Source organism: Paraburkholderia sp. J8-2, from assembly GCF_905220195.1.
Classification (GTDB): domain Bacteria; phylum Pseudomonadota; class Gammaproteobacteria; order Burkholderiales; family Burkholderiaceae; genus Paraburkholderia.
In genome coordinates this window covers 162860-176258 of the sequence record NZ_CAJMZA010000010.1, presented here as the reverse complement: position 1 = coordinate 176258, position 13399 = coordinate 162860, and the positions used below count along the sequence as shown (strand labels likewise).

Annotated in this window: 9 protein-coding genes; 3 read left to right on the top strand and 6 right to left on the bottom strand. The window is 56.4% G+C overall.

Going from position 1 to position 13399, the window contains the following annotated elements; all coding sequences use genetic code 11:
• Positions 1-99 precede the first annotated feature (99 nt).
• The 3 genes from U5A52_RS22645 to U5A52_RS22635 all read left to right on the top strand — a co-directional run bounded on the left by U5A52_RS22645 (position 100) and on the right by U5A52_RS22635 (position 4624).
• Complete coding sequence (locus U5A52_RS22645; protein ID WP_321936300.1) at positions 100-1449, top strand: FAD-binding oxidoreductase; 1350 nt, start codon at positions 100-102, stop codon at positions 1447-1449.
• A 324-nt stretch (positions 1450-1773) separates the two neighbouring features.
• On the top strand, positions 1774-3213 hold the full coding sequence (locus tag U5A52_RS22640) for an aldehyde dehydrogenase family protein (RefSeq protein WP_321936299.1): 1440 nt from the start codon (positions 1774-1776) through the stop codon (positions 3211-3213).
• A 661-nt stretch (positions 3214-3874) separates the two neighbouring features.
• Positions 3875-4624: an IclR family transcriptional regulator gene (locus U5A52_RS22635; protein WP_321936298.1), complete on the top strand. Its 750-nt coding sequence runs from the start codon at positions 3875-3877 to the stop codon at positions 4622-4624.
• A 148-nt stretch (positions 4625-4772) separates the two neighbouring features.
• Here U5A52_RS22635 and U5A52_RS43320 read toward each other — a convergent pair whose 3' ends face one another.
• The 6 genes from U5A52_RS43320 to U5A52_RS22610 all read right to left on the bottom strand — a co-directional run bounded on the left by U5A52_RS43320 (position 4773) and on the right by U5A52_RS22610 (position 13379).
• Complete coding sequence (locus U5A52_RS43320; protein WP_415774041.1) at positions 4773-4952, bottom strand: ABC transporter permease subunit; 180 nt, start codon at positions 4950-4952, stop codon at positions 4773-4775.
• A gap of 179 nt (positions 4953-5131) precedes the next feature.
• The gene (locus tag U5A52_RS22630; protein ID WP_321936297.1) at positions 5132-6424 is read right to left on the bottom strand and encodes an MFS transporter; all 1293 of its coding nucleotides are present in this window, start codon (positions 6422-6424) and stop codon (positions 5132-5134) included.
• A gap of 101 nt (positions 6425-6525) precedes the next feature.
• Positions 6526-7731, bottom strand: a complete 1206-nt coding sequence (locus U5A52_RS22625) for a porin (RefSeq protein ID WP_321936296.1) — start codon at positions 7729-7731, stop codon at positions 6526-6528.
• 1012 nt (positions 7732-8743) lie between these two features.
• A complete protein-coding gene (locus U5A52_RS22620; RefSeq protein ID WP_321936295.1) occupies positions 8744-10039 on the bottom strand; it encodes an FAD-binding oxidoreductase in 1296 nt (431 codons plus the stop codon).
• A 302-nt stretch (positions 10040-10341) separates the two neighbouring features.
• Positions 10342-11745, bottom strand: a complete 1404-nt coding sequence (locus U5A52_RS22615; RefSeq protein WP_321936294.1) for an FAD-dependent oxidoreductase — start codon at positions 11743-11745, stop codon at positions 10342-10344.
• 512 nt (positions 11746-12257) lie between these two features.
• Positions 12258-13379 (bottom strand): porin, encoded by a 1122-nt coding sequence (locus U5A52_RS22610; RefSeq protein WP_321936293.1) that lies wholly within the window; start codon positions 13377-13379, stop codon positions 12258-12260.
• Positions 13380-13399 lie beyond the last annotated feature (20 nt).

Below are 13399 nucleotides of genomic sequence, written 5' to 3'. Positions count from 1 at the left end.
GACGCGCCCGCGGTGCGACCGCTTGCTGGGGATCCAACCGCACTTCCCAGCATCGGTCAGCCAAATTTTTCTATTTTCCGCGTTCAACAGGCTAACGCAATGGTCGACTTATCTTTTTGCATTCCTTTCGATCTGGCTCGCGTCGAGGATGACCCCACCCTTCCAGATCAAGCCGATGTCGTCGTGATTGGGGGTGGCATTGTGGGCATTTCAGCAGCCTACTATCTCGCCAAAAAGGGCTTCAGCGTTGCCGTCATCGAGAAAGGCGCCGTCGCGGCCGAACAATCCAGCCGCAACTGGGGCTGGGTTCGACAGCAGAACCGCGACGCGCGCGAACTACCACTTGCAAAATGGTCGCTGGCAGAGTGGGCGATCCTCGCGCAGGAAATCGGACCGGAGCTGAGCTTCGTGCGAAAGGGCCTGACGTATGTCACGGACAACGAGAACGAGCTAGCCAGTTGGGAAAAGTGGGTGTCGATGGCCCGCGGCTACGACGTGCATAGCCGTTTATTGACTGCGTCGGAAGTTAACACCATGATGCCCGCATCGCCTGGTCGCTGGGTGGGCGGTGTGCAGTCGCCTACCGACGGATACGCAGAGCCAACGAAGGCCTGCTCCGCAATCGCTAAGGCCGCAAGACGACTGGGCGCGACGATTCACCAGAATTGTGCGGCGAGAGGGATGGAGACCCAGGCCGGTGCAATATCCGGAGTAGTAACGGAGAAGGGCACGATCCGCACGTCGCGCGTACTGTGCGCGGGGGGCGCCTGGACCTCTCTGTTCTGCCGCAGGCATGGGGTAAGGTTTCCGCAGGTCGGCGTTAGAGCAACTGCGTTTGCGACGAAGCCCGGACCCAGGGTAATCGAAGGCGGCTTCTCAACGCCGTCGTTTACCTTTCGCCCACGGGACGATGGGGGGTATACCGTCTCAATCCGAGGACGGGCTCGCGTCGAGTTGACGCCGCAAGCCTTCAGGTACGCGCGCGAATTCATGCCCATGTTCCGTGCGCGTTGGTCAACAAGTCTTTCCCTCGGCATCAGCAGCTTCGCCTTCTCCGGCCCAGAAGCGCTCTCCAGTTGGACGCTCGATAGTATTTCGCCATTCGAGAGGACACGAGTACTCAATCCCGCGGCGGATCAAAAAACTATTCGCCTGGCGTTGAACGCATTGACAAAAAGCTTCCCCACACTGGCTGGCATCGGTGTGGCACGGCAATGGGGAAGTTGGATCGATTCAACGCCTGACGCAGTCGCGGCCATCGGGCCCGTGCCAGAAATACCCGGCTTCTTCATTGCTTCTGGCTTCAGCGGACATGGTTTCGGGGTCGGTCCAGCTGCAGGGCGTCTTGCGGCAGATTTGATCACCAACGATGCTCCGATCGTCGACCCATCGCCGCTCCGCTTTACACGCTTCTCCGAGAAAGACCTGGATGCTCCCGCCGCAATGTAATTCCGAGAAGTGGCAAACATGATCTACACACGACTGCTGGCCACACCGGATCTCCGTCGGTTGGAAACGTCAAACGTCTTAGGAGTCAAGTGAGTTTCGTTCCGGCTCCACGACGTACGAAGGAGAATCGATTGAGTATCGAGCACTTTCGTCGCCTGTGAACCTCGACTGCGACGGGTCAACTCCTCGAATCGTGACGACAATAATCATTGCCTCACAGGTCGAGGTCGATGACGCCCTTAAACCACGCAATATGTGCGCTCCCTTTTTGACTGCAACCGGCTCTGCCATGCTCTTCAACGAAACCCATTCAGGAGCTATCTGATGATCAAACACTCCAGCCTTTATATCAACGGTATCTGGCTTCAAACGAAGAGCACAGAGACCTTCTGGGCCGTAAACCCTTCAACCGAAGAGCCATTTGCCGAGTTCGGCGTAGCTTCGGCAGGCGATGTCGATCGCGCCGTATCAGCGGCGACAGATGCCTTCCCGGCCTGGAGTGCCTCGGACAAGAGTACGCGCAGCGAGGCGCTTTCCCGTATCCTCGAAGCGTATGAATCGCGTTCGGAAGACTTGGCGATAGCCCTTGCCACCGAAATGGGCGCACCGATCGATCTTGCGCGTAACAGCCAGGTGCTCTCTGGCGCGAATCATCTCCGTGCCTTTATCAAGGCGCTTGATGCCTTTAATTTTGTCGAGACAGCCAGCGAAGAGGTGTCAGGACAAAACGTTCTTCATGAGGCCGTCGGCGTGGCTGGTTTGATTACACCATGGAACTGGCCGCTCAATCAGATCACGCTTAAAGTCGGGGCTGCCTTGGCGGCCGGCTGCACCATGGTGCTGAAGCCATCAGAAGTCTCACCGCTCTCGGGGCAGATCTTTGCCGAGATAATCGACGCTGCAGGTTTGCCCAAGGGGGTCTTCAATCTCGTTCACGGTGACGGGGCGACTACGGGAGCCGCGCTCGTTGCTCATCCGGATATTGACGTCATCTCGTTCACCGGCTCCACCCGCGCCGGCATCGCAATATCTGAGGCCGCAGCTCCTTCTATCAAGCGGGTTAGCCTGGAACTTGGCGGAAAGTCACCAAGCCTAGTTTTTGCGGACGCGGAACTCGAAAAAGCAGTGAAATGGACCACCAACTTCTGCTTTAACAATAGCGGCCAGTCTTGCAACGCCGCCACACGCCTGCTGGTCGAACGCAGCGTCTATGATAGGGCTGTCGAGATCGCGGCAGACGTCGCCCAAAATATCCGCGTGGATGAAGCGGCGAGACCTGGTGATCATATTGGTCCGCTCTCATCAAGGACCCAATTCAACAAGGTGCAGGATTGCATCACCCGAGCCATAAACGAGGGGGTGAAACTCGTCGCGGGTGGCGCGGGGCGACCAGAAGGCAAGCAACGCGGTTTCTTCGCAAAGCCGACAGTGTTCGCTGATGTGACCACTGAGCATTCAATCTTCCGCGACGAGGTGTTCGGGCCTGTCCTCGCTATTACACCGTTTGACAGCGAAGAACAGGCTGTCGAACTCGCCAACGATACCGTCTACGGATTGTCCGCCTATATTCACACCAGCGATGCAACGAGGGGACGCCGGGTGGCACGACAGGTTCGGGCAGGCATGGTGCAGCTCAATGGCACAAGTCGAGCACCGGGAACGCCCTTCGGTGGCTACAAGCAGTCCGGCAACGGGCGCGAGGGTGGGCGCTGGGGCATTGAAGAATTTCTTGAAGTCAAATTGGTTACAGGTTGGCCCGGATAATTCGGGTTCGACTCTCCGTAGTGGAAGAAGTTGCTCGGGTCCTCGTGATTACTATTGCGGCCAAGACAAAGTGACGCGCGTCTCTTTCACGTCCCGAGGATCCGACGGCAACAACACGCTTCTCCGGCGGGCCGGCCATATCGCCGTCGTGACTCCGCCACTTTACGTTGAATCGCATGTCGATACGATTCGCTCATACGATGAATAACGGCTTGAGCAACTGACAAAGTGCTACGCAGCTTGAGCGCTCGCGTCCGAATACCGCTGCAGGCGGCTTCGCTCCCACTGCGCCCAGCGAACCATGTGCACTGATCCAAGCGGCCCCGAGAACCCTTCGATGTTCCTAGTACTGCGACCAATTGTCATGCGGTAGCCAAGTCACGACCTTTACTCAACGGCTACCACGGCCCATTTTTTAATGATTCACAAAAAATCTCTGCCAGCAGGCAAGACAAAGGCTCCCGCGGTCCGGTGACGGTTTGCCACTTCTCTCGCATCCGAGATCCGTCAATATGGCCCTTTAATTCAAATAGCAAAGTTCGACGTAGTCGCCCTTTTTCCTGACGGGATCGCGGAAGAAGATCGATGCGTACTACCACTGAATTTCGTGGTAGTGTACAAGTCGCACCGAAATTGTTCCAGTATCCGGAATTTCCAACTAATGAAAAGCTCTGCCTCTTCTACGAACGCCGAACGGGCGCTCGACATCATGCTGCTTTTGGGAGAGGTAGGTCCAGAGGGATTTAGCCTCGCCGAGATCGCTGATCGCCTCGGAAGTGCGAAGCCGGCCGTACATCGCACGCTCGCGGCCATGGTTCGAAAAGGTTTTGCCGAACCGACCGAACGTTACGGCCACTATAGACTTGGTACTGCTGTGCCGATGCTTGCACGGAGTCAGGAGCGACTTGAACCGCAGGTTCAAAAGTTTCGACCAGGCATGACAGAATTTGCCAGACAGACAGGCTTCAACGTCTATCTGTTGGTACAGTCGGGAATAGACGCCATTTGCGCTGAAATGATCAGCCGCTCGACAAGACATCAGTTTGCTATGGGCCTCGGCGCCCGTGTACCGATGGGGGTCGGTGCCGGAAGTCTTGCCTTAATGTCGCTGCTTCCGGATAGCGCGGTCAGTCAGATTTTGGAAGCGAACGCTGCCAGATATGAAGCACATCCATCCGTCCGGCCCGTTGACCGGGGACTCATTTTGACCCAGGTCCTGGACGCCAAGCGACGCGGGTACGCCATCAATCAAGGTTTCTTCTTTTTCGGCGAGGGAGGGGTCGGCCTACCGCGGGCGGCAACCGGCATGTACGAAGTCAACATGGCGTTTTCATTCAACGCGCCCCTCGAGATGATGAACGATGCCTGGATCGAGTCGCAAGTCTCCTTGCTACGCGACTGTCTCAAGTAGCAGAATGCGCCGAAGCCGTAGCTACTGTAAGCCGAAATACACCTTGCTGATGGATTTCGGCTCATTCGTGTGGCGACATTCGCTCGCAGATGCTGTCACACATCGCTCAATACCGAATTGCCAATCAGGATTCCGAAATAGAATCCGACTACGGTCGTGAAGGGACGAGACAGTTACCTAGAGCGTGGCGCCAAACGACTGCCCAACAACTAACGCCTTTCGCACTCGCAGTGCGTACGAAGTCCTCCCTCAACACCTCGAGCATGGCTAAACGAGTCACGCGAGTGATGTAGGCCATCATGATAAGAGCTAGACTGACAGTCGGCAGTATCGTTCACGCAACCAGCCTGTGCGCGTGTCGCCAGCCCCTGTGCTGATGACCGGAAACCAGTGCGGTCGAATGGTAAGCGGCTCGTGCCGGCCGTTGTAGACGGCGGACGAGGGAGACATCAAAGTGATGCCCATCATCATTTCCGAAGCAGAACCTGCCCGACGGCACGGACATCTCTATGGCAGGTTGGGCGCCTCCGTCAATGCCTTCGGCCGCCTTGAAGACTCGAGCGTCAGGATGACGATCCCGGTGATCACCGCTGCGGGCGCCAGCATGAAGGCCGGTGCTGCCGTCGAGTGTGTCAACCTTATCAGTAGCGTCGACATAAACGGCGAAAATCCGCCGAAAACAAGCACTGCGAGCATGAAGCCGCTTGTCATCCACTGGGAACGCAAGGCTGTCGGGAAGATCTCGCAAATTGCCGCCGGACCAGGTCCCGAGAAAGTCGCATACAAGGCCGCAATACAGCACTCAAGCACGATTACCTCTGTGAGGCTACCCGCCTGCGACATCTGATGCATGAGTGGGTAAATCAGAATCGCCGTCGCGAAGCAGCCAAAGAGCAGCAAAGGCTTCCGCCCAACGCGATCCGACAGTGCACCCATAACGGGCAGCAGGATCATTTGCGTCAGTAGTGCAAAATTACTGGCCATCAACGCGTCATGTCGAGAGAGCCCGACCTCATGCTCGACATATGTCACCATGTACGAAGACAGCATGTAGGACAACATGGTCCAGAAAATCGTAAATCCGAAAGCTTTCAGGCCGAGCTTCCACGGAGATTTGTAATCTGTTGCAGCTTTTCCTTCCCTTTCCATCTGGCTGTATTCAGGAGTTTCTCCCGAATGCGTTCTGAGGTAGATGCTAACCATGAAAATCGCCAGCCCGCCCACAACGAACGGAATTCGCCAGCCCCAAGAATCCACAGCTGCCGGCGAAATCGTGGCGGCAATCACTGTTGCGCCCAGCGACGCGAGCAGCGAACCGCCCGATGTGCTGACACTCTGAAAACTTCCGAAGAAACCTCTGTTCTCCCGAGGTGCCCATTCGACGATGTAGGTCGCAGCCGTTCCCCATTCGCCGCCCGTAGCAAATCCCTGGACTAGCCGCAACGCTACTAGTGCGATCGAAGCGATGGCACCAATATTGTGGTAGGTCGGAATCAGGCCAACACCAATCGTTCCGATCGACATCAACGATACTGTCCAGAGCAGAACCGGTTTGCGGCCTCTCCGCCCCGCCATCCGCCCGAAGAAAATAGCGCCGAGCGGTTGCATCACAAAACCGATCCCGTACACGGCAAACACCTGCATCAGCGCGGCAACAGGGTCAGCGCTCGGGAAAAACTGCCTGCCAATTGTCGATGCGAAATACGAGTAGACCGCAATATTGAAGATGTCGAGTATATTTCCGCTTCCAGCGGCAAATACCGCTGTCCAAATCTTTCGCCTCGAAATCAGGATTTCCAATTTTCGCTCCTTCAGACTGTACCGCTGCGACGACAGGTTCCTGCGTTATAGGCTATCGTCGCAACGCTTTAACACAACGATGGGCTCATCGCGGAAATAGATCAAAATACGTGACGAATGCCCGCAGTAACTACGAGTTGGTCTGCACTACTTGAGGGAGTCAAAGCGGTGATAGCCGCAACAGCTCGCTTGCCGGTCGAATCGACGCCACTCGCGTGCTGGTAGACGGCAACCGAGTAAAGACTCGTTGACTTGGACAGTGCGTAGTCTGCGCCAAGATTCACCGATCGGTAGGCTACGCTTCCAAGACCAGCCCCCGGACTTTCCAGGTAGTTGAACGCGACCCCCAATTGCAGTGCTGGCACGACCCGCCACTTGAAGTTGAGTTCACCATCATTGAAATGGACATTTCCGCGATATTGGCTTTCCGCCGCATTCAGACCAGTAACCGCCGTTGAGCCCAAACCGAGGAATCCGATGTTGCTATAAACGAGCGCCAACGTCGCGCCGCCAATGGTGTATGAAGCTGCGACACCGGCAATCTGCTGCGTGTGGGCTGTCGAGTAGCCCGCGAAGACGGGTGAGGTTATATTGTTGGCCGTTGTGCTGCTGGACGGAACACCGCCCCAGAAGCTGAAATTTGGCTGCCGGGAATTAAGATAGCCGGCGGCGAACTGGAAGCCGCTATACGCATACGTCAACCCCAGCGAATAAATCTGCTTCTGCGAAGGAGCTCCGCTTACCCCACCGAAGGAATAGTCCCCACTGAGGTGAAGACCGAGAATGGACGGCGAAAAGTACTTGACCGAATTATTCAGGCGATTGCTGCTGTCGAAGTTGTCAATGTCGCCGGGGTGCGTACCCAACAAACTACCCGATGCCGCCCAACTGTTGCCAGATGTGAACGGGCCGACAGCAAGCGTTGACGCTGCATATTGCCGGCCGAAGGTTGCCGTGCCCGCGCTCACCGACGACAGCCCGACAAAGGCCTGACGACCGAAGAGAGCGCCGCCCTGCTGGAACGCTCCGGTGGTTGTATTGAATCCGTTCTCCAGGGTGACGATGGCCGATAGACCACCACCAAGATCCTCTACGCCCCGTAGACCCCAACGATTTCCTGCGCTGTTTCCTCCTGACTGCATGATCTGACTATGTCCGCCGCTATTCGACACGTAAGATAGGCCACCATCCACAACTCCATACAGCGTGACCGAACTTTGTGCCCTGCTTTGAGCCGCCCATAGCGCCAACCCCGCCAGTGCGAAACACATATGCAGTCGCTTGACGGTGAATATGCTTGATTTCACTTTCTTCTCCAGACTGATCTATTAGGGAAAACAAGAACCCATCTGATAATCTATTGGTGATCCTAAATGTATAGATTTGAAGATGCTGTAAAAAACAGCGTGTTAATACGTCATCGGTGCGAGTTCATATACATGAACACATAACATCTATATGAACAGACAGTAGCATCGCCATTTTCAGTGGTCAACGGGTAAAAAGCCGTAGGTTTCCGACCGTGACCGCTCTTGGCAGCGTGTTGATATCGAATGGGACTCAGCGCGTTGAGCTCGCGCGGCGTCGGCGTCGGATCAAGCTGATCAGCAACGCCCCATGGCCATAGTTCTTTGACGCGGTTGACAGGATGCTCGGCGACGCCAGCGGTGACCTGACGTTAAGAAGGCCACGAAATCACGGGCCATACAATTCTCGATTTTTGTCGTGCGCCGCTATACCGATTGGGCGCGCGTTCAGTCGCATGCTGCTGCTCCGCTGAACGCTCGACCGGCGGCCGTTACATGGGCGACTTTGAAGTGTCCATCCGGGGAGGAGAATTCACTGATTTTCAGGGAGTCACTTCACGGCCTCCCCGAGCGATATTTATCTGGTTCAAACCTGAGAGCTTGGGGACGGCGACATGACCGACGATTCCTTCCGCGGCCGCGTGAATGCAGATGATCGCTCTGGGTCATCCGCTCGCGGTACTTGTGACGCACATACTGCCAGGGCAGGTCGAGGCGTTGGTTTCGCCGCTGCTTGAGTGTCGCGATTGCGGCGGTTCTACCGAAGCAATCGCCCCTTCCCGCTTGTCGGGCACCGAACCTCCCCGGAGCCCGCACAGCGCCGTGAACAGCCGCCGGGCTGCCAATTCGCCAATTCGCCCGTTGGCCGGCATGCCGTGTTCAAGCACGCACAACCCGTTAGACGAACTAGCCTGCAGCCCCATCCGCGGCGGGTTCGGGCAAACGCAAACGCTGTCCGAATTGCGAGATGAGCACTCCAAGCTTTGTTCAAAACACTCCCCCGGACGGGAAATCATGCGCGCGCGAAACGCCTGCGCAATCGGCGGAATTTTCGGACAGTCATCATCACGGGCAGGCGCAGATTGTGAAACGCATAACGCGCTGGCTCCATGACTGCAACCGGAAGGTCTGTGTGCGTAATCCCACGAATCCGCTCGGCTGCGAGTCTCCCCATGACGGTGGCCAGTGCCACGCCCCGTCCGTTGCAACCGTAAGCCGCAACGAGGCCAGGCTCGAGCTCGATGACTCGCGGCAGATGATCCCGCGTGAGAGTGAGCTTTCCGCCCCAACGCGACGTAAATGGCGTCTCCGAAAGCTGCGGGAACAATATGTTCGCCGATCGCGCCAAAGCGTGAAAAAGTGCCGGCTCTTCCTTGTCTGTGAGGCTTCCACCCCCGCCTGCAATAAATCGCCCTGCATCATCGCGTCGAAAATATAGCCCGAGGTCCATGAGATCCGACACTGGCAGCCGGCTTGGCACAACCGTCCGGTCGAGATCTGGAGGCAGCGGCTCCGTGGCGATCTGATAGCTCTGCACCACAATCATCGCCGTCTTGAGCACTGGATACAAATCACCAAGATAACCGTTGGTCGCAAGCAGAACATGCCGGGCGAGAACAGTTCCGCCCGGCGTCTCGAGTCGCCACGCAGCTCCATCCCGCGTGAGCCTCCTGACTGGTGTATTGCCAAGGATTGTCGCGCCCATCGAAGCAGCCGCGCCTGCCAGTCCGCGCGCGTAGCTGAGCGGCTGCACCATACCCGAGCGGCGGTCGATCATGCCACCCTTATAATAAGGTGTCCCGATCATGCGCTGGATGACCTCGGAATCAAGCCATTCCACGTCAGCGCCCTTATCCTGCAACTCGGTGACCCGCCGCCGGACAGCCTTGAGCATGGCCGGCGAATGGGCTGCCTGAATCCAGCCATCCCGATGTGCTTCGCAACGAATCTGGAAGCGCTCAATCAGAGAAAATACCGTCTCCGCGGTCCCGGCGCCAAAGCGGTAAAGTGCTTCCGCTTCCGCAGGTCTGAAGCGAACGGCCAGTTCACTGGGGTCAAGCTTGATACCCGCTATGACCTGTCCGCCGTTTCTGCCCGAGGCGCCGAAGCCCGGCTCCTGCGCCTCGAGAACGAGCGGAGCCAGCCCCGCTTCAGCCAGGTGCAGGGCTGCCGAGAGACCACAGAATCCCCCGCCGACAATCGCAATATCGGTCGAAACATCGCCATTGATCCGCCTGGCTTCGCTGCGGGGCGCCCCGGTTATCTCCCATAACCCGTAAGGCGTGGTTTGTTCTGGAACCCTCAACATGATCTCTCTACTCCCGATTATCGAAGATGCGCCGATCGCGATTCAGTGTCACCGACAAGGAGCTGCCGGCGACGCTGGGCGTTGGTCCTGGCGCCCCCCCTGACTCACGTCGCCACTCTCTCCGGAATCAGCAGCGCGACTCCTTCATCCAATGCTCGCTTCTTGCGCTCGTGTGCCTTCTTACGCTGCGGAATAGCCTTGATGCTATTGCCGACAGTCTCCGCATTCAGACTCGCACGACCTATTTGTTCCACCCTGCCATCCGAATGCTTCGCTGCGAACCCTGCAGGTGTACAGATCCACTAGGAATCGAAGCCCAGTCCAAGTGCGTCCAACACCCGCAGGTAGAGATTCCGCCGGCCACCATTATGATCTGCTCGATTGAGGGACCACCGCGCCAGCTGGATCGACAGGTAGCGCATCGGCTCCGGCGGAAACGGAAGCGGCATTTTCCGTACCATTCTCAGCTTCGTACGCTCCGTAGACAAACCTTCGCACCGGTCCAGCAGTACATTGGCGGCAAAACGCGTGGCTCCAACACCAAGACCGGTAAAGCCCGCCCCATAATGGACACGCCCGCGCATTGCGGTCGCGAAAAATGCACAGAACTGCGTTGACGTGTCGATTGCTCCTGCCCACCGGTGGGTGAACCTGATACCGGCAAGCTGGGGGAACGTGGTGAAGAAATGTTTCGCGACCGTCCGATATGAATCTTCCCGGTCCTCATACCCAGCTTTTACATCTCCACCGTAGTGGTAAATTGCGTCATAACCGCCGAAGAGGATCCGGTTATCCCGGGTCAGCCGGTAATAATGGAACTGGTTACCCATGTCCGATACACCCTGCCGGTGATGCCATCCGATCGAAGACATCTGTGCCGCGCTAAGGGGCTCCGTCATCAGCACGTAGTCGTATACCGGAATCGTGTGATACCGATATCGGCGCAACAGACTCGGATAGGCGTTCGTCGCCAGGATGACCCGCGAAGCGCGTACCCGCGCGCCCGAAGCAAGCTCGAGCACGACTTCGTGTCCTTCGCGCGCGAGCTTCGCCACCGCACTGTTCTCGAAAATGCACACACCAAGTTCAGTTGCCACTCGCGTCAGTCCGTGAAGGAGTTTGGCTGGATGCAACATCGCCGATCCCTCACGATTCCAGCGACCAGCAAGGTAGGTCGGTGAATTCACTTCGGCCCGCACTTCTTCCTGGGAGAGCAACCCCGGCCCCTCGAGCTCGTCAATCTGATACGGCTCAATGGCAACCGTCAGGCTGCCTGTGCGTTCGAAATCGCAATCTATCTGGTAGCGCCTGAGCGTTTCCTCGAACTCGGCGATATTCCTTAAGCCAAGTCTGCGCAACTGGTCCATCTCGTCGGCCCAGCGTTGTGTGCCGTTTTTTTCACCGTGGGTAATGCTGGGCGAACAGAATCCTCCGTTCCGCCCCGACGCTGCGTGGCCGATGGTGCGCCCTTCAAGCAGTATTACCGAACGCGCCGGATTCCGCTCTTTTGCCATCAGGGCAGACCACAGGCCAAGGAAACCGCCTCCGACAATCACAAGATCAGCATGAGCGTCTTCGTTACAGGACGGAAATACGGAGAACGGAGCCGCGTCGTCGAGCCAGAAGGGTTCAAGCTTCGAATTGCGGAGCGATTGGCTGACAATCTTGTCACAGGGCGGTTTCAGTTCAAAAATAGTCTGATTCATAGAGTCTGGTTATCCCATGACGCGTTTGTTCCCGGTCGGCTCGCGAAACAATAGCGCATGTTTCGAACCCTTCCTTCAGATACCGATAACGGCTACACCAACCAACATCACCCGGCCATTCGCCTCCCGAATCCGCAGAGCCGGAGATATCGTGGGCAAGTACAGCGTCGATCGTCCCGAAAACTCCCAAACCGAAACTCCGCTCATATCCTGGGATTCAGTCTTCGACTTCAGTGACTGTCCGCCAATCTTTCGGAAGGCCGGACGCTTTGTCTGTCAGCCAGCGATGCCACACATCTCGGCCGACGATCAATGCGTCTCTATCGGGTGTACCAGCCAAATGGCCCCGGACGCAGGTTGGTATACTCATGTAATTTCCCATAAACGACGGGATACGATTCGGGAGACGATGCCTGAACATCGTCCGTGCCCGGACCAATTGAATCCGTGGTAGCAACTAACGCGATGGTGTGCTGGCCTCAGATTCCTACCTAAGCCAACCAACTTGCTGATCAGAACCGATGCCGGATGCCGACAATCGCCAATTCCTGTGTGCTATTTCCGGCATTAGGCCACGAGTCGCCGATAACCGCCTGTGCTGCCCCCAGTCCGTTGTTTCCAGAAGCATGGCCATATCCCAGCGATAGGTACATATCTGTCCTTTTCGAGAGAAGGTAATCCCCTGCTAACGAAATCTGATGATACGTTGCGGACGAATCTCCGTGAGATTTCAGAAAATCATAGCCAGCCTCAAACTGTAAAGCAGGATTCACCTGATACACGCCATAAATTGCCACATTGTTATATCGTTCTGTCGTGTGGAATGTCGAAGAGCCGTCGGGTACATATTCCGAGTAACTATAGTAGGCGCCTACAGTGATAGGATCGAAATTGTAGTTTGCGCCGGCCCGAACGATGTTGATGTGGCTCGCTGAGGAATAGGCTGAATTGACCACGGACGAAAAGAGTCCAGTCGCCGAAGTTGTACCACGACTCGAGAGCGTAGCGTTACCATTGTCAATATGTAAGTAGCCAGCTGCAGCCTCCGCCTTGTCCCAGCTATAACCTGCGGCCACACTATATGCCTGCCCTGAGCCGGTCGCCCCGGCGACGCCGCCAAAGGAGTAAGCCGAAACAACGCGAAGGCCATGGAAATCAGGGCTGGTCCATTTCACGGCATTGTTAAACATCACAGTTGAATCTGCGTTATCAACGTCACCCGGAGCAGTAAAGTAGTACTGCCAGTTATTGGGTTGAACGTCGCCAACCGGGCCCGATAGCGCGTCGAATTGACGACCAAACGTAAATGAGCCATATGTCTCTGACTTAATGCCCACATATGCCTGCCTGCCAAATAGCAAGCCACTGTTTGATTTGCCGTTATTTATGTCAAAACTACTCTCCAGTTTGAAGATAGCGGACAGACCTCCCCCAAGATCCTCACTGCCCTTTAACCCCCAGATGTTGGTGGAATATTGGCTGCCCTGGAGAGAAATTTGATTGCTTTTCCCGCCAGTGTTGTGAACATACTGCAGCGCCTGATCCAGGACACCATACAGGGTAACAGTGCTTTGCGCGAGCGCGCTGAAAGGTACGACCAGAAAAGTGGTCCCGATTAACAAAGTCTTTTTCATTTCTAAATATATTCTTAATA